The organism is Chryseobacterium gregarium DSM 19109 (genome assembly GCF_000430845.1).
Lineage (GTDB): Bacteria > Bacteroidota > Bacteroidia > Flavobacteriales > Weeksellaceae > Chryseobacterium > Chryseobacterium gregarium.
The window spans coordinates 73,341-99,967 of the sequence record NZ_AUMU01000007.1 but is presented as its reverse complement, the minus strand read 5'-3'; the positions used below and the strand labels follow the sequence as shown (position 1 = coordinate 99,967).

Below are 26,627 nucleotides of genomic sequence, written 5' to 3'. Positions count from 1 at the left end.
GCTTATGCTATTATGCTGCTGTCAATGACCTGATTATTCCAGGAAATGTGTTTTATATTTTTATCTGTATCAAAGAAGAAGTCTATTCTGCCTAGAAGAAGTCCGGCCCAGCCTACCTGGTTGACCAGTACATTTTTGCCCTGTCTGTTTGTGAAATTCTGAGGCTCCGGCAAGAACGTATGCGTATGGCCTCCCAGGATAAGATCAATATTTTCTGTTTGGGAAGCCAGGATTTTATCACAGATTTTATTCGGTTCGTCTGTGTAATCGTAGCCGATATGTGAGAGGCAGATCACAAGATCACATTTCTGATCATTTTTCAGAAAGCTTGAGTAATGTTGGGCAACCTCAACCGGATCTGAATAGACCGTTTCTCCATATTGCTTTTTACCAACCAATCCGTCTAACTGAATCCCCACTCCGAAAAGCCCTACTTTAATTCCGTTTTTATTGAAAATCTTGTATGGAGATGTTTTTCCGTCAAGAACGGTATTCTTAAAGTTGTAATTCGAACAGATAAAAGGGAATTTCGCATTGGGCAATACTTTTAAGAATCCATCCAGGCCATTGTCAAAGTCATGATTCCCCATGGTAGAAGCATCGTACTTCATCATAGACATTAATCTAAACTCCAGCTCGCCTCCGAAAAAATTAAAGTAAGGGGTTCCCTGGAAAATATCTCCTGAATCAAGAAGCAGGACATTGTTTTCCTGATTTCTGATTTGCTGAATCAGGCCTGCTCTCCTTGCGAAGCCTCCCTGATTAGGATTTTTGGTATAACTTGCATCAAAAGGCTCTATCCTGCTGTGCTGGTCATTGGTATGAAGAATAGTCAGCCGGTTTGCAGATTTTACACCAGGAATTTTCAATTCTTCCGCCATCATCAAATTCGGAGCCAGGGCCATGGCCAGAGTTCCGCCGCCTATTGCTTTTAAAAAACTTTTTCTATCCATCACTTCTTACCGGTAAAATTTAAACGAATATCTGTATTAGCTGTTACTTCAGGAGTTTTTTTGAAATATTCAATGAAAAGATCTCTTAATTTGATTCCTGTGGGAATAGCTTCTCCTTTGGCGAAAAACTTCATATTGTCGCCGCCCAAAGCTAAGTAATCAGATGTGGCAATATAGTAATCCTGGGCCGGATTTACCGCGTTGCCGTTAATTAAAGTTTTGGTCAACTGTCCGTTATCGGTTTCGATATACAAATGAGAAACCGGGTTATTCACCTGTGTTTTTGCATAATAATCAAAAAGCCCCTGCAGATCTGAACCTTTCATTTTCACAATAATCACCTCATTTTCAAAAGGCATCACTTCGAAGACACTTTTAAGTAAGATATCTCCTTTGCCGATGGTGGTACGGATCCCTCCGATATTGATCAGTGCGGCATCCACATTTTTATGAAGATTGGTTTTAGCCCATTGATCCGCTCCGTCAAAGGTGTAATCTGCCAAAAGGTTCCCAAGATTGCTGTTGTCCCCCTGCTTGGTAAGATCTGTATCCGTATGGGAAATCTTCTGATTCATCTCTTTATCCAGCTTTTGCTTATAAGGTTCGATCACTTTTACAAACTCCTCATCATTCTTCAGTTCATTATTAATAGAAATATTTTTCCGGGTCTGTACATCTGCTACCTGAAGCGAAGAAGCCGTCTTGCAGGCAGAGAGAACAGCCAGTGAAATTCCTAATAACAAGAATTTATTTTTCATATGTAACAAATTATTTTTTATAAAAGCTATATCATCACCAATTTTTCCTGTGTCTTGATAAGCAATTTCAGTAATAGCGATTTCTTAATATCTTTAGTATATGCAAATATAATTATATGTATAATAAAACATTATTATTTATAATAAATTCTTATCCTAAATTATTAAATTTGACAAAATAATTCTGACAGATGAGCATTTTAAAAGGAGTAGGTGTAGCCTTGGTAACACCCTTTAATGAAGATTTATCCGTAGATTTCGATAGTTTGACAAAACTTGTGGAATACAATATTGAAAACGGAACCAGTTATTTAGTTGTTTTAGGAACTACCGCAGAAGCGGCAACGCTTTCCGATGAAGAAAAGAAACAGATAGTGGATCATATCATTAAGGTGAATAATAAACGTCTGCCTCTTGTATTGGGGATTGGCGGAAATAATACCCTTGACGTTAAAAAACAGATTGAAGAAACAGATCTTACCGCTTTTGAAGCCGTGCTTTCCGTATCTCCCTATTACAATAAACCTAACCAGGAAGGGCTTTACCAGCATTATAAAGCATTGGCTTCTACAGGAAAAAACATTATTATTTACAATGTTCCGTCAAGAACGGGACAGAATGTTGAAGCCGAAACAACGTTGCGCCTGGCAAAAGAATTCCCGAATTTATTCCTGATCAAGGAAGCTTCCCCGAACATTCTTCAGTATTTCGATATTTTAAGAAAGAAGCCTGAAGGCTTTTCACTGGTTTCCGGTGATGATGAATTTACCCTTCCCGTGACTTTAGCCGGAGGCAACGGGGTTATTTCAGTGATTGGCCAGGGATATCCGAAAGAATTCTCCACCATGGTTCAGCTGGCTTTTGAAGGGAAAATAAAAGAGGCTTACGAGATTCACAATAAACTGGTTGAAATTACAAGATTGATATTTGCAGAAGGAAATCCTTGCGGCATCAAAGTGGTTCTGGCAGAAAAAGGAATTATTAAAAACTATTTAAGGCTTCCTTTAGTTCCCGCTTCAGAGGGATTATATGACAGGATTAAAACTGAAATGGCAAATATTGAAAAATAATTAAATCAAAATAATTAAAAAAATAATCATCCAATTGTGAATGCATACATTAGCTTTTGGAATTGATTATTCACTTCAAAATAGATTTTGCAATTACTAAATACATTAAGGTAAAAGACGTGAGTCTTTTACCTTTTTTATTTGGAATTTTTATTATTGTGGAAGCCTTTGCAGGCGTAAAACTATTTTATACTAGAGAAATCTTACCGACCTTTGTATTAAAATTAAACGATTTAAAGAATGCAATTAATAACAGCAACAGAAAAAGACATTCCCTTAATTCAGGATCTGGCAAAGAGATCTTGGGAAAATGCTTATGCAGATATTCTTTCCATAGAGCAAATGGAATTTATGCTGACCACCATGTACTCGGCAGAAGAAATTCTCACTCATTTACAGCATCCTGATTACTATTATTATCTGATCAAAGATGAAAACAATAACTCTTTCGAAGGATTTATCGGATATGAGCATGGATATGAAGAGAAAACAACAAAGCTTCACAGGATTTATCTGGTTCCTGAAAGTAAAGGCAAAGGTTTCGGAAAAAAAGCACTTGATTTTTTGAAAATGAAGGTGTCAGACAAGGGCGATACAAAAATTATCCTGAATGTCAATAAAATAAACAGCGCCAGGAAATTTTATGAATTACAGGGTTTCAAAGTGTATGGTGAAGTGATATTGGATATTGGAAATGGCTTTGTAATGGACGATTATCTAATGGAATTTTTAGTTGAATTGTAACAAATTAAAAATTTATAATATTTATTCAATTCTATACATTGTGATATATTTATTTTATGTATATTTGCAACAGAACCAAATCACTTATCACAATATTCATATGCTTGGTTACAGGCTTTGGCTTTTAATCAGTATATTTTTTTCATCCTTAGTGTTTAAATCCCTGTATTTATGATACAGGGATTTTTGTATGGCAATAACAGGAATCTTTCTATTTCACATTGCATTGAATAAAATTCATATATTTACTTAAATATTAAATACATTAACAAATGAAAATGTATGTCCGATTTGATTTCAATACCCTTTATAAGAAAATATTGAATGAAAAACTTAAAGAGCACGGGCTGAAATACCGCTTGCTGAACTTTGGGGAAGTAGAATTTTATGATTCCTTTACCAGCGAACAACAGACGGCAATTAAAAACAGCCTTGAAGAATACGGAATAGAAATTATAGAAGGACAAAAAACTGCATTAGTACAAAAGATTAAAGATGCGATCGCAGGACTTATTTTTTCTGATGAAATACTTTCGGTAAAAGCTTCAGTTTATATTTCAGAAAGACTGAACCACAGTTACGGTTATCTGTCTAACCTGTTTTCAGAAATTGAATTTACATCCATAGAAAATTTCATCATACTACAAAAGATCGAATATGCAAAGGAATTAATGATCAGCAAACAGCACAGTCTTACCGAAATTGCTGAAAAACTGCAATATTCCAGTGTAGCACATTTGAGTACTCAGTTTAAAAATACCACAGGAATAACCCCTTCTTATTTTCAGAAAATCATTGCAAAAAAAAGGACAAATAGTTTTAATCAGCAATATTCTGATGCGGTATGACCAGGGACTGTCTTAATGTTATTTTAATGGATCATGATGAAAGGAACCATATTTTGTTTAAAAATATCTTTAATGATCATAAGTTCAGAATAAAGGTTCAGGTATTTTTTACTGGAGAGGAACTGATGGGATATCTAAATAATGAAAAAGCTCTGATTCCAGAAGTTCTATTCTTAAATCACGACCATCCTGAAAAAAAAACTTTGGACTTGCTGGATAAAATCAAATCATATTACAGATTCAGTGATATGACTGTTGTCGTTTGTTCCGGAGATTTTTTACCGGAGGAAGAAGATGGGATTTTTGTAAAAGGAGCAAATGTTTTGATGAAAATACCTGAACACTATAAAGATCTTAAAAAATCACTTACCGAAATAATGACTGTGAACTGGCAATATCATACATCAGGATTTAGTAAAGATAATTTTATCATGAAAGTGTGAAAAATTAACGTCAGGATATTTTGACATTAAAATTAAATGTTTATATTTGCTGTATAATATTCACGGAATAGTGAAAACTTAGTGAGGTTTGTATTGCAGATTTTACAGAACGTTTTCATTATATTATGGATTTTAAACTAAATTATGTAATTACAATGTTAGTTAACAAAATGAATTATATCATTTCCAACCATAAGCGCAGCAGATCTTTAAGCAAAACGGTACAATCATGAGAACTCGGAAGGGTTAAAGGAACTACATTTGTTTCATTTCATTTTATTTCATTTGAAATCCTTTAGCAACAACAAGTTAGTTTTTATAAATAAGCAAGTTGGAAACATAATTCATTTTGTTTTTTTACTTTATTTCAGGCTTAACACCAAATAAAATCATATTATCATTTACACCAAATCACAAAATATTAAGCCGAAAAATAAGGATACTTATCAACGAAGTAAGTAATTTCTTCAAATAACAGTTCTATAAGGGGAGGCCGCGGGAGAATTATTTCCCGCGGTTTTTTTATGAGATTTTACTCCATTTATTTTTTCCTTTGTACAGTCTCAGGTAATAACTTTTAATAATCTGATGATCCGGCATGGCTAACAGAGGGTCTTTTTTAAGGATTTTTTCTACTGAACTTTTTGTTGTTTTGATAATTGCTGAATCATTGATCAAATCAAGTTTTTTGAAATCTACGACCCCGCTTTGCTGCGTACCCAGAATGTCGCCCGGTCCGCGAAGCTGCATATCCACTTCTGAAATTTTAAAACCGTCATTGGTTTCTACCATAGTTTTAATCCGGGTTCTGCTGTCGGATGACAGTTTGTCGGAAGTCATCAGGATACAATAGCTCTGTTCGGCGCCCCGGCCCACGCGCCCGCGAAGCTGGTGGAGCTGTGACAAACCGAATCTTTCCGAACTTTCAATAACCATGACCGAAGCATTCGGCACATTCACTCCCACTTCAATGACTGTTGTAGCAACCATGATTTCCGCTTTTCCGGAAGCAAAATAACTCATGGCCGCATCTTTTTCATCAGGCCGCATCTTTCCGTGAAGCATGGTGACATTATAATGCGGGAAATTGTCCATAACATTTTCCAGTCCTGTCATTAAGTTTTTATAATCTAACGTCTCAGATTCTTCAATTAACGGATAGACAAAATAAACCTGCCGGCCTTTCTGGATTTCTTCACGGCAGAAATTATACACGTAGGCCCTGTCTTTTTCCCTCCTGTGGGCCGTAATAATCGGTTTTCTTCCCACCGGCAGCTCATCAATCACCGAAACATCCAGATCAGAATAAAAGCTCATGGCTAGAGTTCTCGGAATAGGAGTGGCCGTCATAATCAGGATATGCGGCGGAATTTTATTCTTGGCCCAAAGCTTTGCCCGCTGGGCAACCCCGAATCTGTGCTGTTCATCGATAATCGCCAACCCGAGATTCTGAAACTTAACTTTATCTTCAAGAACGGCATGGGTCCCCACCAAGATCGAAAGCTCCCCATTTTCTAATTCCTGATGAATGATTTTCCGTTCGGAGGCTTTTACAGAACCGGTAAGAAGCCTGATTTTCACCTGGGTTTCTTTCAGAAGGTCTTTAATTCCGTTGTAATGCTGCTGTGCAAGAATCTCCGTCGGTGCCATGATGCAGCTCTGAAAACCGTTGTCCTTTGCAATAAGCATCGTCAATAAGGCAACCATTGTTTTTCCTGACCCTACATCACCCTGCAGAAGCCTGTTCATCTGGACCGGGCGCTTCATATCCAGCCGGATCTCTTTAAGCACTCTTTTCTGGGCACCGGTAAGGTCAAACGGAAGATGGTTATTGTAGAAATCATTGAAACAGTCACCCACTACCGGGAAAGGGTTTCCTGTCGTATGGCTTTTGTGATGGAGCTTTTTTAAAGCATACCCCAACTGGAAGAAAAAAGATTCTTCAAATTTCAGCCGGTAATTGGCCCGCTCAAAATATTCTGTATCTTTTGGGAAATGAATGTTCAGATAAGTATGCTGCCTTGACAGGAATGAAAAAGCTTTCATCAGGTAATCCGGAAAATTTTCTTCAATAAGGTTTGGAATTTCTTTGCAGATGTTTTTTAAGATCATCTGAAAGAATTTCTGATTCAGTCCTCTTTTGGTGAGCTTTTCCGAGCTTGGATAAATAGGCTTCAGCCGCATATCCGTATCTTTTTTTTCTTCAATTTCTATTTCCGGATGCGCCATAGAAAACTGGCTGTTGAAAATATTAATCTTTCCGTAGATATAAATTTCCTGATTAATCGTAAGCTGTTCTTTCAGCCATTTTGAATACTGAAACCAGACCAAGTCCATGGTACCTGTATCATCATTGAATTTTGCAGACAGGCGTTTTATTTTTCCGGTCTGTATTTCCTGGACACCGGTAATTCTTCCTTTAAGCTGAACATCAGTACTTACCTCGTGAAGCTGAGCGACTTTATGAACTTTACTTTTATCAAGGTAGCGGATAGGGAAGAAGTTCAGCAGGTCTTCAACGGTAGAAACCCCCAGTACATTTCTGATGAGTTTTGCTTTTTCAGGACCTATTCCCTTGACGTATTCTATGGAAGTTTCTAAATTCATTTAAAAGGTCCACGAATTTCGGGAAAAATTAGAAATTAAAAAAGGCCTTCATGGGTGAAAGCCTGTATTTTATTCTTTTATTTTAGATTTAAATTTTTTCTGGTAATCTTCCCACTGTTCCCTTGAACGTATTTTTTTAAAAAGGTCCTTGCAGATGAAATCCAGATAAGGTTCCAGCTCTTTGGCCGACAGCTCTCCCTGAAGAATGGTAATCGGACCTCCTTTTTCATCGAGGAAAACCGTACTCGGAACTGCGCCCACATTCATGTACTGGGTAAATTCGTGTAAAGAATTACGGCCTTTTTTATGTTCTGTATTCGGGTTTGAAAACGTTCTTCCGAAAATTTCAACTTTATTTTTTTCCTCTGCATTGAACTTAACCGCGTAATAATTTTCGTTTAAGATTTCAGCAATAACCGGGTGTCCATACGTTTTCTTATCCATTATCTTACACGGGCCACACCAGTCTGCATAAAAATCAACAAGTATTTTTTTAGGATTTTCTTTCTGGGCTTTTAAAGCTTCTTCAATGGTCATCCATCTGACCTGGGCAGAACTCAGGGTCAATATAAAAAGACAGATTATGCTTATGATTTTCTTCATGATTTGATATTTAAGTAAAAATAAGCATAATTGTGTATGACTATTTTACATCCTGCATTAATTTTTTTACAAACGGAGAGATCAAAATTAATACTACTCCGGCAATTACCGCATATAAACCTAATTGCTTGTATCCATCGGTATAAGTGATAAAAGCATCATAATTAGTAGAACCTTTTTTAGCAGTGGCAAGTCCCGCTCCGATTATACCGGCAACGTACTGTCCGTAAGCGGAGGCTAAAAACCACATTCCCATCATCATTCCCTGAAGGTTTTTGGTTGAAAGTTTGGTCATGATCGATAATCCGATCGGTGAAAGGCACAGCTCTCCCAAGGTGATAACCAGCAAGGCAATGGTAAAGAAATTAAGTGAGGTAATTCCTGCTGCATTCACAAATAAACGGGTCGCAAATAAAACATAATATCCCAATCCTAAAAAGATAAATCCTAGACCAAACTTAATAATGGTGTTGGGTTCAATTTTTCTTTTGTTCATCCAGATCCAGAGCAACCCAATCAATGGAGCCAGAAAGATAATAAAAAAGGCACCTCCGGAATTATTGACACCGTTCGGATCTAATCCCAAAAGATCCTGATTCAAGTTTTTTGCAGCAAAAATACTTAATGAGCCTCCGCTTTGCTCGTAAATCCCCCAGAATAAAATGGAGAACAGAATGAATACAAGGGCCGCCCACAGTTTTTTTCTTTCCGAAGCTGTTACTTTGGTCATTTCATAGAATAGATAGATCAGGGTTAATGGCCCTATGGTCCACATGAAATAATCGGTATATTCCGTTTTCGCAACCATTACCATGATGATGGGAACGAAAATTAAGGATAAGACATACACTCCGTATTCGATCCATTTCGGGATGGGTGCGGATTTTACGTCGTGATCAGGATGCCCGGGCTGAAGCCCGATGGTGCCCAGGCTTTTTTGTGTAAAGACGAAATTGATCAGACTGATAACCATTACAATAGCAGCAAGACCGAAAGCGACATTCCATCTCATGCTTTCAGAGATTATTTTTGTGAAAATTTCTCCTTTCCCGATGGCAATACATAAGTACCCGCCAAGCAGGGCACCAAGATTAATGCCTGCATAGAACAGGGAAAATCCGGCATCAGCCCTTGAATCATTAGGCTTATACAGCTGGCCGACCATTGAAGAAATATTAGGCTTAAAAAAACCGGTTCCCACAACAGTAAATGCAATACCGAGAAAGAAAAATTTATGCGGGTCTGCGGCCAGGATTAAACTTCCCACAATCATTAAAAGGCCACCCCAGAAAAGTGATTTCCTAAATCCCAGAATTTTATCGGCGAATAAACCTCCTACAAAGGTAAAAGCATACACAAAAGCCTGAGTGGCTCCATATTGGAGATTGGCTTCACGTTCATGAAAATTGAGTTGTGAAATCATAAAGAAGACCAGCATTCCTCTCATTCCGTAGAAACAGAAACGCTCCCACATTTCAGAAAAGAAGAGGCTCCAGATCTGTTTAGGGTATTTCCCTTTGAAATTTTGTATTTCTTCCAGCGTTAAGCTCATCATTGCTTATAATTATTTAGTTTGGGTTGTTATTATTTTCCTGATCGAGTTCGAAACGTATCCTGTCCTGATCAATAATGTGTTTTAATTCTTCTTCTTTCGGAAGGTACAATAAATATTTGCTTGCCAAAAGATTGTTTTTGTCGTTTAAAACAGAATATTTTACAATGGTTTCATCTTTCTCCGAGCAAAGTAAAATTCCTATTGTAGGATTGTCGCCTTCGCCCCCTTTCAGATCATCATACATTCTTACATCCATATCGATCTGTCCGATATCCTGATGGGAAAGTTCGCCTGTTTTTAAATCAATAATCACAAAGCACTTTAAAATATAATTGTAAAAAACCAGGTCAATGTAGAAATCAGAAGTGTCTGTAGAGATGTGCTGCTGCCTGGCCATGAAAGCGAAGCCTTTTCCGAACTCCAGCAAAAATTTTTGGATGTGATCTATAATGACGGTTTCAATATCTTTTTCAGAGATCTTTTCATTAGGCTTCAGTCCTAGAAATTCAAAAATATAAGAATCCTTTAAAATATTGTGAATGGTTTCATCAGGAGGTTTTTTATGTTCTAAAACCCGTTCATAAGCAAGGGAATTGATCTGTCTTTTCAGATCCCTGTAGTTCCAGTTGTCTTGAATAGATTCGTTAATGTAATAATTCATTTTGTCTTAATTATTCAATCTTATCAGCAGTCTGTAGTGCGTCCAGCTCAATTGTTGACGCATTGCGTAAACAATTGGGAAAGGCATATAAAACTTGCGCATATTAGAAAGGTTGGTATAATCAAACCCTTTTCCGAATTCCAAAGTCAGCTTCCAAGAGAGGTTTTTAAGGTATGTTTCCCATATTCTGCACGTTCCTTTCCTTTCTGTTCATCTTCCACAATAAGTTTTCCGATCTGCCAATAGGTGAGCAGAAGGGTAGAGTTCGCGATGCGGAATACCTTTTCGCGCGATTGGGTAATAATCTCTTTTACCAACTGAAATAAAGAATCTTCGGAAACTTCCATCGTACGAAAATAAAAAAAACCTCTGACTTGGCAGAGGTTTTTGAGTATATTTTATTGATACAAATTAGTTGACACCATGCATCATTTTCTTTAATCTAGGTGATAAAATTGCTAAAATTACAGCAGCAATACCACACAATACAACAAATACCATAAAGAATTCAAATAAATTATGAATTTCCACTCCTGCAAATGTTGTGTTGGCAACAGGTAACTGTTCCTTTTCAAATAAAGCTACCTGCTCTGGTGTAAGTGTCACTTTTTTATCTAAAACGTCCTGAAGGTTGATCCCTAATTTTTCTGCTTTTACGAATTTATCCCCGGTTGCCGGAATAATTGCTCCTAAAGAACCTGCCAAAGCATAACCTGCAGCATTTGAAATGAAGAAAACGCCATACAATAAAGAAGCGAATCTTTTCGGGGCCAGTTTACCCACCAATGATAATCCGATCGGAGACAAGCAAAGTTCACCCATGGTCTGGATAAGATATAGTAACATTAACCATTTAATGGCTAATAATCCGGTGTTTCCGAGATCTTTTACATTGTATGCAATAATGAAATAGGATAAAGCAATCAATGCAAGACCCATTGCCTGTTTCATCGGAGAAACCGGCTCTTTTCCTTTTGCTCTCAATTTATCCCAAAGGATACTGAAAGGTAAAGCCAGGGCCACAACAAATAATCCGTTGAAAATCTGTACCATTGACGGCGGCATATTCCATCCGAAGATATTTCTGTCGGTCTGATTATCTGCAATGAAGGTTAATGAAGACCCGGCCTGCTCAAATGCAGCCCAAAAGAAAATAATAAAAAATGAAACGATGTAAATTACCCAGATTCTATGTCTTTCCACCTTGTTTTCGGCCGAGCTCATAATTAAAAATGCCAGTGAAATACCCGCAGCATAGATGAAAGGATAAATAATTCCTTTTATCAATTGTCCCATCCCTACAGAACTGAATCCGAATTCTCCTACCAAAATGTATCTGAATACAAAGAAAAGGGCAACAAATAACAGGGCAGCAATTCCCATATTTTTACTTGAAAATTTTGCAGTCTGGGTTTCTCCTTCTTCAAAATCCTCGCTTGTATTATTCTTCGGTAATCCGCCGATTGGCCTTCCTTCCGGTGTTACCACATACTTGTTTTTAAGAATAAAGAATGTTACTGTACCCACAAGCATTGCGATAGAAGCCGCTAAGAATCCCCATTTAAATGCGAAGATATCTCTTACTCCTGCAGAATCTTTAACATCCCCTAAATACGGACAGATAAACTGCCCTAAGAATGCCCCGATATTGATACCCATGTAGAAAATGGTAAATGCAGAATCCAATTTAGATTTTTCCTGTTTCGGATAGAGACTTCCCACCATTGAGGAAATATTCGGTTTAAAGAAACCGTTTCCGAAAATAATAATGAACAGAGCCAGCCACATTAAGGTCTTTGCACTAACAAGGTCAGACGAAAACGTTGAAGCACTGAAGAATAAAAGCAGCTGTCCGATGGCCATCAAACTTCCTCCTACCAAAATTGCATTTCTGTTACCGATGTATTTATCGGCAATGAAGCCTCCTAAAAGAGGCGTAAGATAACATAAAGCTAAGAATCCTCCATAGATGATTGCTGCATCCGCTTCTTTTATCAATAATGAATTTACCATAAAGAGCGTCAAAAGTGCCCTCATCCCATAAAAGTTGAAACGCTCCCACATTTCTGTTCCGAACAGCACCCATAACCCTTTCGGATGTCTGGAACCCTTATTCTCTACAAATTCATCCTGCTTCGGACTTAATGCTTCAATATTATCCATTTTTTATTGTTAATTTTTGTTAAGACTGACAAATATAGTTTTTTTTGTGTTTTCAGCAAGGTTTAATTTTATATTTAAATAAAAAAGCTGCAGAATATTTCTGCAGCCTGATTTTGTCTATTAATGATCGTTTTAATGCCCTTTCTCTTTCATGATTTTATTGAGCCTTTTCAGCATGGATACCCCTAACAGTGTAGCAAATATCAGCAGAGCAAAATTCACCAGAAAATAATTCATCTTGTTATCATAGCTGTACCAGGTACTGGCCAGAATGCCTGAAAGCTTATTTCCTACAGAGTTGGCCAGGAAGAAACCGCCCATCATTAAAGCGGTAATCCTTGCCGGCGAAAGTTTTGAAACAAATGACAGGCCCATCGGGGAAAGACATAATTCCCCGACGGTAATAACCCCGTAACCGGCAATCAGCCACCACGGCGATACTTTTACGGCACCATTGTCTCCGGCCCAGACCGCCAGAACCATCACCAGGCAGGAAAGGGCTGAAATAAATAATCCCAATACGATTTTCGTAGGCGTCAGAGGTTCTTTCCCTTTCCTTCTTAATAAAGCCCAGACTCCTACTACTAAAGGTGTCAGAGCAATCACCCAAAACGGATTAATAGACTGAAACAGCTCGGTATTATACAGATAGACTTTGCTTTCCGGATCCTTTTCCAGTTCAGCTTTTTGTCCGGGAGAAATATTCCTGAAATAAATATCTTTTCCGGTTGTTTTTACAGCTTTTCCATCCTTGTCTTTCTGAGACTGATACTGTTCGTCGTAAACAGGGGCTTCTTTATCTGCATAGCTTTTCCCGTCCACCATATAGATTCCTTCCAAAGGCTTTTCCATAGAAGCGGGAACGCTTCTGTCCGTATAATAATTGGCCCATCGGGTCAGGGCGGTGCCATTCTGTTTGAAGACTGCCCAGAAGAACATACTAATCAAAAATACGGATAATAAAGCACCTATGGACGCTTTTTCAGCAGGTTTAGCCTTAAAGTACAGCGAAGCATAAAAATAAATAACCGGCACACAGGCGAAAATGAAGGCATCTGTACTGTCGCTTCCGAAAATATTTCCGGGAATGATCCAGCCGATGACCCCGGCAATAATGGCAGGGACAAAAACCTTAAGCATGATTTCAGAAAGCTTCGTATCGCCTTCCTGTACAGGCTTCATCTGAGCGGCATGGAGGTAATGTTTCCGGCCGATCGTGAAGATAACGAGGCCTACCAGCATCCCGACTCCTGCCGTGATAAAAGCCTCGCCCCAACCGAATTTATTCCGCATGAAAGCAGCAATAATATTACAGATGAAGGCTCCAATATTGATTCCCATATAAAAAATATTATATCCCGAATCTTTGTTGGCTTTATAAGGTTCTTCTGAATATAAGTTTCCTAAGAGGGTGGAAATGGTCGGTTTAAAGAAACCGTTTCCGATGATAATTAAGGCCAATGAAGAATAAAACAGGGGAAGGTCTTTGAAAATGCCCATTCCGATATATCCGGCAGCCATCAGGATGCCTCCAAGATAAATGGATTTGATGTATCCTAAAACCCGGTCGGCTAAAAATCCTCCGATGAACGGAGTAAGGTAAGTCAGTGCGATATAAGTCCCAAAAATATCATCTGCCGTTTTATCAGGCAGTCCTAAGCCACCTTTCATACCGGTCGGTTCAATAACGTACAATACGAAAATTCCGAGAATCAGGTAATACCCGAAACGCTCCCACATTTCAGTAAAGAATAGAAAAGGCAACCCTTTAGGATGTTTGGTCTTCATAGTTTCGAATTTCAAATTTCACAAATATAAAATTTTAAAAACAATAATTGAATTTTATTAACTTTGGATAAAACTTATGAAATGGAGATTACCATTAAAGAAATTGAAAAAAGTCTGAAATCGCTTCCCAAAGAACTTTTTGGGCAGGTAAATGATTATATTGAGTTTTTGAAATCAAAATATACAGAAGCGAAAACCAAAGATTGGGCAGAGAATTTAACCAATTCTCAAAAAATATCAATTGAAAAAAGGATTGAGAATATTAAAAATGAGAAAACTTATTCTCATGAAGAAGCGAAACAGAAAATCAGGCAGTACCTTTCAGAAAAGTCGAAATAATGGAGATTGTTTGGTCTGAAGAAATTTTACGAAACTATTTGGGTGTCTTGGATTATTTATTCGAACATTGTTCTGTGAAGGAGATCGAAAGTTTTGAAAGTACATTTGATGATTTAATTGCAAGACTAAAATAACATAAAGAAATCTGTCCTAAATCTCTGCTTCTGAATTATAGAAAGTGTTTGATAGATAAAAATAACTCATTAATTTATCAGGAAGTTAATGATGTAATTTTCCTGATAGCTTTCATCAATAATAAAAGTTTACACCAGTATTAAAAGTGAAAATCACCCAAATTTTTGAGTGATTTTTTAGTTTTTACATTAATTTTAGATTTACAGATTTTCCAAGATAAAGTCTGTCATTTTCTGATACAGCTGAGGCCTGGTCTGCCCGCCATAGATTCCGTGGTTTTTATCAGGATAGGCCATAAATTCAAACTGCTTTTTATTCTGAATCAAGGCTTCCGAAAATTCCATGGAATTCTGGAAATGTACATTGTCATCAGCCGTTCCATGAATCAGTAAAAATTTTCCTTTCAGTAAATTGGCGTATTCAGTAGGAGAGTTCTTGTCATACCCGTCAGGGTTTTCCTGTGGGGTTCTTAAAAATCTTTCAGTGTATACCGAGTCATAATACCTCCAGTTGGTCACCGGTGCCACGGCAATTCCCGCTTTGAAAACATCAGCACCTTTGGTCATAGCAAGACTCGTCATATATCCGCCGAAACTCCATCCGAACATCCCGATTCTTGATTTATCGATGTATGACTGATTTCCAAGCCATTTGGCTGCAGAAATCTGGTCTTCAATTTCATATTTTCCTAAATTCATGTAGGTGACTTTCTTGAATTGAGTTCCTTTATAGCCGGTTCCTCGCCCGTCTACACAGGCTACGATATAGCCTTTCTGTACCAGGTGGTTGAACCACAATGCATTTCCGTTATCCCATGAATTCGAAACCTGCTGGGAACCCGGGCCTGAATACTGGTACATAAACAGCGGATATTTTTTATTTTTGTCAAAGTTTTTAGGCTTCATGATCCAGGCATTCATCTGGTCTCCGGCTTCATTCGGAATGGTGATGAATTCTTTGTCAATGAAATTGTCAGCCTTTAATTTCTGAAGCTGGTCATTATTGTTTTGAAGCTCTTTCACCATTTTTCCGTTGCCGTCTTTTAAAATAAAAGTATAAGGTTTTGAAGCGGTGGAAGATGTCTCAATGAAATAATTATAATTTTTGCTGAAGTTTGCCGAGTTGTTTCCGTCCCCGTTTGAAATCAGCTGTGCTTTTCCGTTTTCGATATTGATTTTGGAAATTACTTTATTGATGCTTCCTTTCTCTGTAGTCTGTACATAAATTTCCTTTGATTTCGGATTGAATCCATAATAATCGGTTACTTCCCAATTGCCTTTCGTTACCTGCTTTTTTAGCTTTCCATCCTGGTTGTACCAGTATAAATGACGGTTTCCATCTCTTTCAGAACTCCATAGGAAACTGTTGTCGTTCATGAATTCCAAAATCACATTGTCGGTATCTACCCATTTGTCATCCGTTTCAGTAAACAGTTTTTTTACTTCACCGGTTTTTGTATTCACTTTCAAAACGTCAGAAGCATTTTGTATCCTTTCAGAAGTGATCAAGACAATTTCATCGGCTTTTGCGGTCTGAATAACGTTCGGAATATAATATTTTTTAAAGCTATCCAGGTTTATCTTTGTTTTATTGTTACTATCCAAAAGATAAATGTGCGCGGAAACTACCGAGTTCTTTTCTCCTGCTTTAGGGTATTTGTAGCGCATCTCACCTGGATACAGTGTTTTTCCGTAGATGGGAATGTAGATTTCAGGGACTTCGCTTTCTTCTGATCTCACAAACACAAGGGCATTGGAATTCTTCGTCCATTCATACAATCTTGCATGCCCGAATTCTTCTTCATACACCCAGTCGGCCAAACCGTTGATCACCGCGTTTTTCTTTCCGTCGTTCGTAATCTGGGTGATTTTCCCGGAATCAAGGCTTTGGTAGAATAAGTTATTATCTGAAATAAAAGCCACTTTGGTTCCGTCAGGTGAAAACCTCGGCTCCTGAACGAATTTTCCTTCATTTAAAGAAATAATCTTGCCTGATTTCAGATCTTTAACCTCAAATTTCCCTAAAAAAGAATGCCTGTAAATCGGCTGGCTCTCTTTTAGCAGAAGGATCTTGGATTCATCATCGGAAAACTCATAACTCTCGAATTTCCCGTCAACAATATTTCCCTCTTTCTGTGAGGTTTTATAAGCATACTTTGCAATTCCGCCCTGTTCGATCACCAGATAATTTTCACCGTTTTTCATAGAAGTGATTCCGGCAATGCCTTTTCCGCGGTAGTATCCTGAATATATTTTATCTAATGTGATTTCCTGGGCAGATATACCCTGAAATACAACAGCCACTGCAAGTGTTAATAAGAATTTTTTCATTTCTAATTTTAAAGATTTCAAATATAACAATTTTATTATATGCATAAAAAAGCATTTGAATGAGATATTGGCAAAAAAATTGAATAGTTAAAGAATAATCAAATTCAATAATAATTATGGAAACGAATGCACATGACCAGAAGCTGAACCGGTATGAATTAGAAGATCAAATTCTATACACCGGATTTTCCAGTTACGAGGATGCTCAGAAAACAGCTGAGGAAAAAGGCGGAAAACTGGTAGAAGCAGCTTTCAGGGATGGAAACGATAATCCGGCCATTACAAGTGAAGCGGGCCTTTTGGATAAAAAGCTGCATTACTTTGTAGATGCAGGTGAGGAATATAAATTTATCCATTCTTCAGACCCCGCTTTTAAAGACTATGCGGATGAACTTCAGAAAATAAAGGCCAAATTACGTGAAGATGCTCCCGATGAGCGTTATATTACCAATTTTGAAATAGAAAATGCAGAAGATCCGATTGTGGTAATCAAGAACGGGCATTTTGAATCCGTAACTTCACGTGAGCGTTCAAAATACCTGAAGAACGCTAAAGTATATGAGATCGCTGTATCAGTACCTAAATCTTAAAATATAGCAATAATGAGCAAGACAAAGTATTCAAAAAAAGCTCAGGAGAAGGTAGAAGAGGTCATGAAGGAATTCAAGGAAGGAAAACTGGAGTCTTCTTCCGGCGATAAAGTGACTGACAGGAAACAGGCCGTAGCTATCGGTATTTCCGAAGCACGGGAAGAGGAATTGAAAGTCCCGAAACAGAAAAAGAAAAATGATTAATCATATAAAACCGGCCTGAACTTAGTTCAGGCCGGTTTTATATTCTATTGAAATAAGCTGGCTTGTAATCAGATTAACCTTTATGATGGTAAAGAACTTCATAATATTCATCCGCCATCCTGTCACTGTTGAACTGGTCTTTCACATCATTCATGGAATTGTATTGGATCTGCCTCCACTGATCCGGATGATCATAATAAGCCGGAAGGATTTCGTTTTCGAGAATTTCATACAACGCGTTCAGGTCATAATTATCCTGTTCATAGATGCTCATGTTTTCATAATCGCATTTAGGGACCACAAAAGAATTTTCTCCGTGTTTTGCAAATTCGGGAATCCATCCGTCGTCCGTAGAAAGATTGATAGAACCGTTCATCGCTGCGGTCATCCCTGAAGTTCCTGAAGCTTCTCTCGGAACCCTTGGGTTGTTAAGCCAAAGGTCAGAGCCCTGCTTCAAAGATTTGCTTAATGCCAGCTCATATCCTGTAAGAACTGCCATGCTCTTATAATTTTTACTTTCTTCCACCAGGGAATTGAACGTGGAAATCGCAGAATAATCCATCGGGTAAGGCTTTCCTGCCCAGATGATCTGGACCGGATATTTCGGATGGTTGAGCAGTTTAGAAAATCTTTTTTTATCATGCAGAAGCAGATCAGCACGCTTGTAGCCGGCAAATCTCCTTGCCCAGACAATCGTGAAAATATCGGGATCGAATAAATTTCCGGTCTGGTCCGCTACCGTTTCAAACAGTTTTTCCTTCAGATGCTTTTTACGGGTATCAAAACCAGCTTCATCATTTCCGTCTTTAGCTTCATATAAAGGCTGGTCTGCCCAGTATTTAAATTCCTGAGCGTTTGTGATGGTGGTAATTTCACAGATTCCTTCATACTTGCCCCAGATGGTCTTTGAAACGGTCCCGTGAAGCTTAGAAACCCCATTGGCTATTTTTGCCATTTTCAGTGCGCAGAGTGAATGGTTGAAGCTGTCATCATCAGAACCTTCAATGCGCTTCACTTCTTCCATGCTTAATCCTGAGAAATAAGACATGTCATGACAAAGTTTCAGGCTGTGTTTTTCATTTCCGGCTTCTTCAGGCGTGTGGGTGGTGAAAACCAGTTTTTCTTTTACTTTGCTCAGGTCTCCGTTATATTTTTTCAGTAAATGAAATGCAGCAGGAAGTCCGTGGGCCTCGTTTAAATGATAAATCTCCCTTTCCATGTTCAATTCATCCAGCAATTGGGCTCCGCCTTTTCCTAGAAGGATATACTGGGCCACTTTGGTCGCTTCATTGGCATCGTATAACCGGTGACAAATCGTTTTGGAGACATGATCATTTTCCGGGACATCTGTTGAAAGGAAAAACATAGGAGCCGTATGGAAGATCTCAGGATCAAGGTACCATACTTTTACCCATACCGGAGCACTGTGGATTTCAATCTGAAACTTAATTCCCGTATCTTCAAGGAAACTGTACATTTTTTTTGTCCAGACAGGCTGCAGGGTCTGATCGTGATTCCTTGCCTGATCATAGTATCCGAATTTCCAGAGAATTCCTATCCCGATAAGGTCCTGTTTAAGGTTGTAAGCACTTCTCATATGGGATCCTGCCAAAAACCCGAGGCCGCCCGAGTATATTTTCAGAACCTGTTCAATGGCAAATTCCATTGAGAAATAGGCTGCTTTTTTAGAATATTTTGGATTAATGGTAAAAGGTATTTTAAAGTTATTAAAATCCATACATACTGTTTTATATTTATATAAAGATATTAAATATGAAAACAAACTCTATGTTAATTATTCAATAAATTACTTTTAAAAACCCCTGCCTGCTGTTTTTTTAAGTACCTTTAAATGTAAAATTTTGATAATCAAAAACTTCATGATTTAAAGTGAAGCTCATATGTGTTCCGCAATCATAAAAATGAAGCACATGAAAAAAACATTTTCTGATGAAGATTTAATCAAGAACCTGAGTTTATATTATTTGAACCGGCATCTGAAAAAGAAGCCGATCGAAAAGTACCACCGTACCATAGACGAGTCCCATCTTCACGACCGGGAAAAATACAGAAAGAAAGCAGAGATCCTATTGCTTAATTCTTTCATGCACCATTTTCCTGAAGTTAAGTTTCACGATTTGACGTGTGAGAGCCCTGACTTCATTGCACAATTCAATGGTAAAAAAATCGGAATAGAACTGACCGAAGTTATCAACCACATGGAAATGAAAAAGGCAGAAAGCAGCCTGAATAAAATGTTTCGCCAGGCTGAAATCATATTGGAACAGGAAGACACCACGAAGTATCGTGGTGTTTATTTTTTAGAATTTCATCCGGATATAGAGTGGAGTGCTTTAGAAAATCAGCAGGAAATCATTTTAACAATCTGCAGGAGCATTAAAAAGGGAAAACCTGCCGGCTGCGTGAAGAAGATCAGGAAGTCCTTTCACCGGAGGAATGTTTTCATTGCCAATGAATATAATATGAACCTGTTTGATGAACTGTGTTCGGATAAGATTGTGGAACTGATTAATAAAAAGAATGAGAAATTCCCGTATTATGACACTACTGTTGATGAGTGCTGGCTGGTGATCGTTTCAGATATGAATTCTATTGCGTCACGGTACACTTTCATCCGGGATAAAGAACATCTGCAGCAGGTAGAGAGCCCTTTTCATAAAATTTTTCATCTTGAGAACCTTTGCGGAAATATAACGAGTATAAAGTGATTTGTTGCCGATATACTAAAAATTTATATTTTTTTATGAATTATTTTCCTGGATGATGTGATTATTGATGTGAAATGTTTATATTTGATAAACACGGTGTTATATCAGTTTATTGCAACCAAATTGAAAAATATGAAGAAATATTTATTACTTTTCTTTCTGCTGATTTCAAGGATTCTTTTTTCTCAGGCAGATTGTTCTACGGCCCTTGCCGTATGTGGAAATTCCAGTATAACCTATTCCCCGTCGGGAATTGGAGCCGTCAATGAAAGCCTGGGCGGGTGTCTGATTACCGGGGAACATAATTCGATCTGGTATAAAATTACCATTGCTACAAGCGGGACACTTACCTTTGATCTGGTTCCCGGAGATCCGGATGCCGATTATGACTGGGCTATTTACGGACCCAGCGTTTCCTGTGCAAACCTAGGAGCTGCTATACGCTGTAATGCAGCCACCGTCATCGGAGTAGGGGCATCCACAGGACTGAATATGACCAGCACGGTTATCAGTGCTGCGGGAGGCTCACCTACCCCTTATTGTAAATATCTGGATGTTTTGCCCGGTCAGACTTATTATTTATATATAGACAACTGGGTTGATGTATTTAATCCCACCCTGGCTCCTTTTTCCTTGACCTGGGGCGGAACAGCTACTCTGGCTTCACCGTTTACCAATCCGGCCATTCAGACCCAGCCATTCACTCCGCCGGGAGTCCCAGCCGCAAATCCTGCGGATCCCAGGGAAATAATTATCTGCCAGAATCCTGCAGTTTTTGATTTCAGCACCTTATCTTCCGGAATCCTGAACGGGAATACTAATTTTCAGATCAGTTATCATATTTCTCAGAATGATGCCCTTTCGGGAGCCAACCCAATTATGACGCCGCAAACTGTGAGCACCACTGCCGTTTATTATTACAGTATTCATTATCAGGATCCGGCAAACCCGAATAACCCGCTGAATTTGTGCAGACAAGTGGGCACTTTCAGGTTTAAACAGGGAAATATTACAGGAACGAATGTAACCCTTTTCAGTTGTAACAATAACAACGCCGGTCTGGGCACGTTTGATCTTACTTCCGCCGCTGTATTCGGTGATCCGGCAGCTATTAAAAAATATTATCCTACACTGACTGACCTCAATGCGGGAACTAATGAAATTACCAATACGACCGCTTTTGTGTCTGCAGAAGGAACCGTTTATGTAAAAATAATCTCACAATTCGGATGTACGGCAACAGCAGTCATTTCTCTTAAATTTTATCCGGTGGTGGTGGTAACTGAAGCCAGCTTAAGATCATGTTTCATAGAATCAAACCCTTCAACAGCCTTATTTAACTTAACCACCGCTGCGGTAACCACACAACCGGGCACCAAAAAATATTATGCTTCTTTGGCAGATGCCCAAAACGGGACCAATGAAATTGTGAACCCCACGGCTTATATAGCACCAAGCGGAGTAATTTTTATAAAAGTCATTGACGGAAACGGGTGTTTCGCCATCGCAAAAGTAAATCTGTTGGTGCTGCCTCCCGTATATTCAAATATCCTGCAGGATAAAATAATCTGTATAGAGGATAAAACAACCCTGGATGCTGGCCCCGGCTTTACATCTTATGAATGGAGTACCGGTGCTACTACTCAAACGATTAATAATGTGGGCGTAGGTACCTATTGGGTAAAACTGAAGACCGGTGAATGTATTACCCGGCAAACTGTAAAAGTGTATCCTTCTGAACAGCCGGTAATTTCAGATGTGGATATTGCCAATACTACGGTTACGGTGAATGTTAAAGGCGGAACACCAGCCTATCAATATTCAATGGACGGCATCAACTGGCAGGATTCCAATGTCTTTACCAATGTAACCAGAGGTGATCATCATGTCATGGTAAAAGATGCTTACGACTGCGAACCTATTGATATTACCATTGTAGTACCGAATCTTGTTAATGTGATTACGCCCAACGGGGATGGGATCAATGATGTCATTGATTATTCTGCATTAGGAAGCAAACAGAATCTGGTATTCAATATTTTTGACCGGTATGGAAATAAAATATTTGAGGCCAATAAATTCAATGGCTATAAATGGAATGGAACCATTGCCGGCAAGAAAGTTCCTACCGGTACGTATTGGTATTCCGTAACATGGAATGAAAATGATAAGAAAAATACCTTATTCAAATATTCCGGCTGGGTTATGGTAAAGAACAGGGAATAGAGTATATCAGATTACAACAAAGCCATCTTCCGGAAGATGGCTTTTTAAGTAAAGGCATTGGTATCTTTAAAATAATCGGAGAGGTACAATATCTTCCCTTTCTCCGAAAACTGGATGATAGTACAGATTTCATTATGATAACTTCCTTTTCCTAACCTGCTTCCCAAGGAATTAGTCTGATAGAAATATTTGTCACCTCCCAGATGGAAAATTTCAGAAACATGCCATTCTATTTTTTCATAACGCTTGAAGATAGCTCTGAACAAAGCTAAAATCCTGTTTTTGCCGGAAATTTCCTTCAAAGGCGGGATCCAGATCACACTTTCATCAGTAAACCATTTTTCAAGATGTTCCGTATTTAAAGAATTTAAATCTTTCATAAAATGACTGATTTTACAATTCATATCTTCTGTTTAAAATAATATACGTTAAAAACCCTGGTTTGGTTTTAAATTTCTATTGATGAAAGAATCATTTACAAAACGTTTTGAATACTATAAAACATCAGGCAGCCGGTTATTTGAACAGCTCTCCGATGAGAAATATTCTGGAAATTCGACGAAGAAAATAATTCAACAGCTATTGATGTTAAACATCTAACATGATATATGTTGTACTGATAGACCTATTTTCTATATAAACAGGAAAAATCCCGGCGGAACCGGGGCAGAGAATCGGTCAATACTATTATACCAAGCAAGATGGGTAGGGTTACTGGAAAGTCCATTGCAAACAATAAACCGGAAGAATTTAATTCTGATATGAAAACTCATTAACAATCAGTTCAGATTTAAATTTTTAATGGTTTTACGATCTGGACAGTCCGTAGATAAAGGATGAATTTAAGCAATAGATTCAATCAATTCAGATTTCATATTAAATTATTATCTTTGCAACCACAAAATTCAGAATCAATAAATGTCTCAATTTCACAGAACTGCCGCATTTCATACCCTTGGCTGCAAATTAAATTTTGCGGAAACATCTACCATTGCCCGTCAGTTAACCGATGCAGGATATGATAAGGTGAGCTTTGATGAGAAAGCCGATATTTATGTGATCAATACCTGTTCGGTGACGGAAAATGCAGACCGGGAATGTAAACTTCATGTAAGAAGGGCAATGAAAGCCAACCCTGAAGGACTTGTTGTCATTGTAGGATGCTATGCCCAGCTGAAGCCTGAAGAAATTTCCCGGATTACGGGAGTAGACCTTGTATTAGGTGCTAAAGAGAAATTCAATATTTTAAGTTACCTGGATGATCTGGAGAAATCCGGAAGTGAAGGGATCGTCCATTCCTGTGAAATTGAAGAAGCCGATTTCTTTATCGGAAGTTATTCGATCGGTGACCGAACAAGAGCTTTTTTAAAGGTTCAGGATGGTTGTGATTACAAATGTACATACTGTACAATTCCTTTAGCCAGAGGGATTTCACGTTCAGATACCATTGAAAATGTGGTGAAAAACGCCAAAGAGATTGCTGCCCGAGACATCAGGGAAATTGTTCTGACAGGTGTGAATATAGGTGATTACGGAAAAGGCGAATTCGGGAACAAAAGACATGAGCATACCTTTTTAGATTTGATTAAAGAATTAGATGAGGTGGAGGGTATTGAAAGGATCCGTATTTCTTCCATCGAACCCAATCTTTTAAAAAATGAAAGCATCGAATTGGTTTCTAAAAGCAGAAGTTTTGTTCCGCATTTTCATATTCCTTTACAGTCAGGAAGCGACGATTTACTGAAAAAAATGAAACGCCGCTATCTGACCGTTCTTTATAAAGACCGGGTGAATAAAATCCGTGAAGTGATGCCTCATGCGGCGATCGGGGTTGATGTTATCGTTGGTTTTCCCGGCGAGACTGAAGAATTATTTATGGAAACCTATCATTTCCTGAATGAGCTTCCGATTTCTTATCTTCATGTTTTCACATATTCCGAAAGAGAAAATACCGAAGCTGCCGGAATGGATGGTGGTGTACCGATTCCTGAACGGAAGCGACGCAATAAAATGCTGAGGATCCTTTCTGAAAAGAAAAAGATGGCCTTCTACCAAACGCAGCTTGGACAAACGCTTCCCGTTCTTTGGGAGCATGAAAATAAAGACGGAAAAATGTACGGCTTCACCGAGAATTATGTGAGGGTACAAAAAGATTTTGATCCGGCTTCCGTTAATCAGATTGAATTTTTGAATTTAGAAAAAATTCTGTCAGATGGCACGGTTTCTGTGCAATCGTCTTACGAAAGTTTTTTAGCAAAGGCATAGCCTGTTTGCTTTATTTCCACTACATTTAATTCTAACTATTAAATCTACATTCTTATGAGAGATAAGTTTTTATCTTGGGGATTGGTATTGGTAATTGTTACCTGGATCGTGGCATTGCTGATCAGAGCGCATTACTGGATTCCCATTTTTCTAACGGCAGTATATGCTTTAGGGGTTTATAATACCTACCAGACAAAACATGCGATTCTGCGAAACTTCCCTGTACTAGGGTATTTCAGATATTTTTTTGAAGATATTTCCCCGGAGATGCAACAGTATTTTATTGAAAGAGAGACGGATGGAAAACCTTTTCCGAGAAACCAGCGTTCAGCAGTATACAGAAGGGCTAAAAACCTGAGCGATACCGTACCTTTCGGGACACAACTGGAAATCAATCACAGGAAATATGAAGGCATTAAGCATTCCATCTATGCCAAGTCTCCGGCAGAAGAACTTCCCAGGGTATGGGTAGGTGGAGAGCAGTGTACGCAACCTTATCATGCTTCGTTATTAAATATTTCGGCTATGAGTTTCGGATCTTTAAGCGACAGGGCTCAGATTTCGTTAAACAGAGGGGCCAAAAAGGGAAATTTTTATCACAATACGGGTGAAGGTGGAATTTCCCCATACCATCTGGAGGGCGGCGACCTGTGCTGGCAGATCGGGACCGGATATTTCGGATGCAGGGATGATGAAGGAAAATTCAGCCCAGAATTGTTTGCAAAATATTCAAATCTGCCTAATGTAAAAATGGTTGAGATTAAATTGTCCCAAGGCGCAAAACCAGGTCATGGCGGTGTCCTGCCGGGAGTAAAAAATACACCGGAAATTGCAAAGATCCGCCACGTACAACCGGGTTTGACAATTATTTCCCCGCCATCGCATTCATCATTTTCTGATGCTGCAGGATTATTGAGGTTTGTACAGCAGCTAAGAGAACTTTCCGGAGGAAAACCCGTTGGATTTAAACTTTGCATCGGCGATACGAAAGAATTTGAAGATATCTGCGTTCAGATGAATGTACTGAAGATTTATCCTGATTTTATCACCATTGACGGTGCTGAAGGAGGAACGGGAGCCGCACCGCCTGAGTTTTCCGACGGAGTAGGAATGCCTCTGGAACCTGCTTTGATTTTCGTTAATAAAACACTTAAGAATTATAATGTAAGAAATAAGCTGAGAGTTATCGCCAGCGGAAAAGTGCTTACAAGCTTGGATATTTTAAGAGCTGTTGCTATGGGAGCAGATATGTGTAATAATGCAAGAGGATTTATGTTCTCTTTAGGCTGTATCCAGGCTTTAAGATGCAATACCAATAATTGTCCGACAGGTGTTGCTACTCAGGATAAAATGCTGGTTAAAGGTCTTGATGTAACCGACAAAGCTGAAAGGGTATACCATTTCCATAAAAATACGCTTCATACCTGTAATGAGTTGATTGCAGCAGCGGGAAGAAGTTCTTATGAAGAAGTAGATGCCACAATGTTTATGAGGGGTGATGAATTTGATCATCTGTCAGATCATTATTTCCCGGACATTTTAGGAAATGTAAAGCATAAAACTACATTTTAAAAGTATAAAAAAGCGCTCCTGATTTTTCAGAAGCGCTTTTGATT

The 26,627-nt window shown here is 38.4% G+C and carries 22 protein-coding genes and 1 pseudogene; 11 read left to right on the top strand and 12 right to left on the bottom strand.

What is annotated here, in order from left to right:
- Positions 1-2 precede the first annotated feature (2 nt).
- Together H561_RS0108795 and H561_RS0108790 are read right to left on the bottom strand one after the other, a co-directional pair.
- The gene (locus H561_RS0108795) at positions 3-953 is read right to left on the bottom strand and encodes a bifunctional metallophosphatase/5'-nucleotidase (protein WP_027386661.1); all 951 of its coding nucleotides are present in this window, start codon (positions 951-953) and stop codon (positions 3-5) included.
- Complete coding sequence (locus H561_RS0108790; RefSeq protein ID WP_034761801.1) at positions 953-1,711, bottom strand: 5'-nucleotidase C-terminal domain-containing protein; 759 nt, start codon at positions 1,709-1,711, stop codon at positions 953-955. Before H561_RS0108790 ends, H561_RS0108795 begins: the two co-directional genes overlap by 1 nt.
- 191 nt (positions 1,712-1,902) lie before the next feature.
- Here H561_RS0108790 and dapA point away from each other — a divergent pair, with 191 nt between their 5' ends.
- The 4 genes from dapA to H561_RS0108770 all read left to right on the top strand — a co-directional run bounded on the left by dapA (position 1,903) and on the right by H561_RS0108770 (position 4,816).
- Positions 1,903-2,781, top strand: coding sequence for a 4-hydroxy-tetrahydrodipicolinate synthase (dapA, locus tag H561_RS0108785; RefSeq protein WP_027386659.1), 879 nt, complete (start codon positions 1,903-1,905; stop codon positions 2,779-2,781).
- 240 nt (positions 2,782-3,021) lie between these two features.
- A complete protein-coding gene (locus tag H561_RS0108780; RefSeq protein WP_027386658.1) occupies positions 3,022-3,525 on the top strand; it encodes a GNAT family N-acetyltransferase in 504 nt (167 codons plus the stop codon).
- A gap of 272 nt (positions 3,526-3,797) precedes the next feature.
- On the top strand, positions 3,798-4,373 hold the full coding sequence (locus tag H561_RS0108775; RefSeq protein WP_027386657.1) for a helix-turn-helix domain-containing protein: 576 nt from the start codon (positions 3,798-3,800) through the stop codon (positions 4,371-4,373).
- Between the two features lie 53 nt (positions 4,374-4,426).
- Positions 4,427-4,816 (top strand): response regulator, encoded by a 390-nt coding sequence (locus tag H561_RS0108770; protein ID WP_228372242.1) that lies wholly within the window; start codon positions 4,427-4,429, stop codon positions 4,814-4,816.
- A gap of 522 nt (positions 4,817-5,338) precedes the next feature.
- Here H561_RS0108770 and recG read toward each other — a convergent pair.
- From recG to H561_RS0108740, 7 genes and pseudogenes are all read right to left on the bottom strand, one after another.
- Positions 5,339-7,423, bottom strand: a complete 2,085-nt coding sequence (recG, locus tag H561_RS0108765) for an ATP-dependent DNA helicase RecG (RefSeq protein ID WP_027386655.1) — start codon at positions 7,421-7,423, stop codon at positions 5,339-5,341.
- A 69-nt stretch (positions 7,424-7,492) separates the two neighbouring features.
- A complete protein-coding gene (locus H561_RS0108760; RefSeq protein WP_027386654.1) occupies positions 7,493-8,026 on the bottom strand; it encodes a thioredoxin family protein in 534 nt (177 codons plus the stop codon).
- Between the two features lie 40 nt (positions 8,027-8,066).
- A complete protein-coding gene (locus H561_RS0108755) occupies positions 8,067-9,578 on the bottom strand; it encodes a peptide MFS transporter (protein ID WP_027386653.1) in 1,512 nt (503 codons plus the stop codon).
- A 16-nt stretch (positions 9,579-9,594) separates the two neighbouring features.
- Entirely contained in the window at positions 9,595-10,242 is a 648-nt protein-coding gene (locus tag H561_RS22295; RefSeq protein ID WP_051349343.1) for a PDDEXK nuclease domain-containing protein, read from the bottom strand.
- Positions 10,243-10,248: 6 nt separating this feature from the next.
- Positions 10,249-10,589, bottom strand: a pseudogene (locus tag H561_RS24170) (DUF1016 N-terminal domain-containing protein).
- A gap of 64 nt (positions 10,590-10,653) precedes the next feature.
- Positions 10,654-12,405 carry a peptide MFS transporter gene (locus H561_RS0108745; RefSeq protein ID WP_027386652.1) on the bottom strand — a complete coding sequence of 584 codons (1,752 nt, stop codon included), beginning with the start codon at positions 12,403-12,405 and terminating at the stop codon, positions 10,654-10,656.
- Between the two features lie 132 nt (positions 12,406-12,537).
- Positions 12,538-14,193, bottom strand: coding sequence for a peptide MFS transporter (locus H561_RS0108740; RefSeq protein WP_027386651.1), 1,656 nt, complete (start codon positions 14,191-14,193; stop codon positions 12,538-12,540).
- Positions 14,194-14,274: 81 nt separating this feature from the next.
- Here H561_RS0108740 and H561_RS0108735 point away from each other — a divergent pair, with 81 nt between their 5' ends.
- Positions 14,275-14,532, top strand: coding sequence for a hypothetical protein (locus H561_RS0108735; RefSeq protein WP_027386650.1), 258 nt, complete (start codon positions 14,275-14,277; stop codon positions 14,530-14,532).
- 335 nt (positions 14,533-14,867) lie between these two features.
- On the opposite strand, the gene H561_RS0108730 is transcribed toward H561_RS0108735, so the two are convergent.
- Complete coding sequence (locus H561_RS0108730) at positions 14,868-16,997, bottom strand: S9 family peptidase (protein WP_027386649.1); 2,130 nt, start codon at positions 16,995-16,997, stop codon at positions 14,868-14,870.
- A 116-nt stretch (positions 16,998-17,113) separates the two neighbouring features.
- Between H561_RS0108730 and H561_RS0108725 the strand changes: the two genes are divergently transcribed.
- Both H561_RS0108725 and H561_RS0108720 read left to right on the top strand, forming a co-directional pair.
- The gene (locus H561_RS0108725) at positions 17,114-17,587 is read left to right on the top strand and encodes a hypothetical protein (protein WP_027386648.1); all 474 of its coding nucleotides are present in this window, start codon (positions 17,114-17,116) and stop codon (positions 17,585-17,587) included.
- 12 nt (positions 17,588-17,599) lie between these two features.
- Complete coding sequence (locus H561_RS0108720; protein ID WP_027386647.1) at positions 17,600-17,791, top strand: DUF6496 domain-containing protein; 192 nt, start codon at positions 17,600-17,602, stop codon at positions 17,789-17,791.
- 73 nt (positions 17,792-17,864) lie between these two features.
- On the opposite strand, the gene glgP is transcribed toward H561_RS0108720, so the two are convergent.
- Positions 17,865-19,529, bottom strand: a complete 1,665-nt coding sequence (gene glgP / locus H561_RS0108715; RefSeq protein WP_027386646.1) for an alpha-glucan family phosphorylase — start codon at positions 19,527-19,529, stop codon at positions 17,865-17,867.
- Positions 19,530-19,722: 193 nt separating this feature from the next.
- Between glgP and H561_RS0108710 the strand changes: the two genes are divergently transcribed.
- Together H561_RS0108710 and H561_RS0108705 are read left to right on the top strand one after the other, a co-directional pair.
- Positions 19,723-20,520 (top strand): hypothetical protein, encoded by a 798-nt coding sequence (locus tag H561_RS0108710; RefSeq protein ID WP_027386645.1) that lies wholly within the window; start codon positions 19,723-19,725, stop codon positions 20,518-20,520.
- Positions 20,521-20,652: 132 nt separating this feature from the next.
- Positions 20,653-22,746: a T9SS type B sorting domain-containing protein gene (locus tag H561_RS0108705; protein ID WP_027386644.1), complete on the top strand. Its 2,094-nt coding sequence runs from the start codon at positions 20,653-20,655 to the stop codon at positions 22,744-22,746.
- Between the two features lie 44 nt (positions 22,747-22,790).
- Here the strand turns inward: H561_RS0108705 and H561_RS0108700 are convergent, their stop codons facing one another.
- Entirely contained in the window at positions 22,791-23,126 is a 336-nt protein-coding gene (locus H561_RS0108700) for a nuclear transport factor 2 family protein (RefSeq protein WP_027386643.1), read from the bottom strand.
- A gap of 538 nt (positions 23,127-23,664) precedes the next feature.
- Here H561_RS0108700 and mtaB point away from each other — a divergent pair.
- Positions 23,665-25,011, top strand: a complete 1,347-nt coding sequence (gene mtaB / locus H561_RS0108695; RefSeq protein WP_027386642.1) for a tRNA (N(6)-L-threonylcarbamoyladenosine(37)-C(2))-methylthiotransferase MtaB — start codon at positions 23,665-23,667, stop codon at positions 25,009-25,011.
- Between the two features lie 54 nt (positions 25,012-25,065).
- Positions 25,066-26,583: an FMN-binding glutamate synthase family protein gene (locus H561_RS0108690; protein ID WP_027386641.1), complete on the top strand. Its 1,518-nt coding sequence runs from the start codon at positions 25,066-25,068 to the stop codon at positions 26,581-26,583.
- Positions 26,584-26,627: the final 44 nt, after the last annotated feature.

Excerpts from the sequence above, each read along its gene's own strand:
- H561_RS0108690 (WP_027386641.1), top strand. The coding sequence starts at position 25,066 with ATGAGAGATAAGTTTTTATCTTGGGGATTGGTATTGGTAATTGTTACC.
- H561_RS0108710 (WP_027386645.1), top strand. The coding sequence starts at position 19,723 with ATGAAAAAAACATTTTCTGATGAAGATTTAATCAAGAACCTGAGTTTA.
- H561_RS0108790 (WP_034761801.1), bottom strand. The coding sequence starts at position 1,711 with ATGAAAAATAAATTCTTGTTATTAGGAATTTCACTGGCTGTTCTCTCT.
- H561_RS0108775 (WP_027386657.1), top strand. The coding sequence starts at position 3,798 with ATGAAAATGTATGTCCGATTTGATTTCAATACCCTTTATAAGAAAATA.
- H561_RS0108700 (WP_027386643.1), bottom strand. The coding sequence starts at position 23,126 with ATGAAAGATTTAAATTCTTTAAATACGGAACATCTTGAAAAATGGTTT.
- H561_RS0108745 (WP_027386652.1), bottom strand. The coding sequence starts at position 12,405 with ATGGATAATATTGAAGCATTAAGTCCGAAGCAGGATGAATTTGTAGAG.
- glgP (WP_027386646.1), bottom strand. The coding sequence starts at position 19,529 with ATGGATTTTAATAACTTTAAAATACCTTTTACCATTAATCCAAAATAT.
- H561_RS0108735 (WP_027386650.1), top strand. The coding sequence starts at position 14,275 with ATGGAGATTACCATTAAAGAAATTGAAAAAAGTCTGAAATCGCTTCCC.
- mtaB (WP_027386642.1), top strand. The coding sequence starts at position 23,665 with ATGTCTCAATTTCACAGAACTGCCGCATTTCATACCCTTGGCTGCAAA.
- H561_RS22295 (WP_051349343.1), bottom strand. The coding sequence starts at position 10,242 with ATGAATTATTACATTAACGAATCTATTCAAGACAACTGGAACTACAGG.
- H561_RS0108725 (WP_027386648.1), top strand. The coding sequence starts at position 17,114 with ATGGAAACGAATGCACATGACCAGAAGCTGAACCGGTATGAATTAGAA.
- H561_RS0108730 (WP_027386649.1), bottom strand. The coding sequence starts at position 16,997 with ATGAAAAAATTCTTATTAACACTTGCAGTGGCTGTTGTATTTCAGGGT.
- H561_RS0108705 (WP_027386644.1), top strand. The coding sequence starts at position 20,653 with ATGAAGAAATATTTATTACTTTTCTTTCTGCTGATTTCAAGGATTCTT.
- H561_RS0108740 (WP_027386651.1), bottom strand. The coding sequence starts at position 14,193 with ATGAAGACCAAACATCCTAAAGGGTTGCCTTTTCTATTCTTTACTGAA.
- H561_RS0108780 (WP_027386658.1), top strand. The coding sequence starts at position 3,022 with ATGCAATTAATAACAGCAACAGAAAAAGACATTCCCTTAATTCAGGAT.
- H561_RS0108720 (WP_027386647.1), top strand. The coding sequence starts at position 17,600 with ATGAGCAAGACAAAGTATTCAAAAAAAGCTCAGGAGAAGGTAGAAGAG.
- H561_RS0108755 (WP_027386653.1), bottom strand. The coding sequence starts at position 9,578 with ATGAGCTTAACGCTGGAAGAAATACAAAATTTCAAAGGGAAATACCCT.
- H561_RS0108795 (WP_027386661.1), bottom strand. The coding sequence starts at position 953 with ATGGATAGAAAAAGTTTTTTAAAAGCAATAGGCGGCGGAACTCTGGCC.
- H561_RS0108760 (WP_027386654.1), bottom strand. The coding sequence starts at position 8,026 with ATGAAGAAAATCATAAGCATAATCTGTCTTTTTATATTGACCCTGAGT.
- dapA (WP_027386659.1), top strand. The coding sequence starts at position 1,903 with ATGAGCATTTTAAAAGGAGTAGGTGTAGCCTTGGTAACACCCTTTAAT.
- recG (WP_027386655.1), bottom strand. The coding sequence starts at position 7,423 with ATGAATTTAGAAACTTCCATAGAATACGTCAAGGGAATAGGTCCTGAA.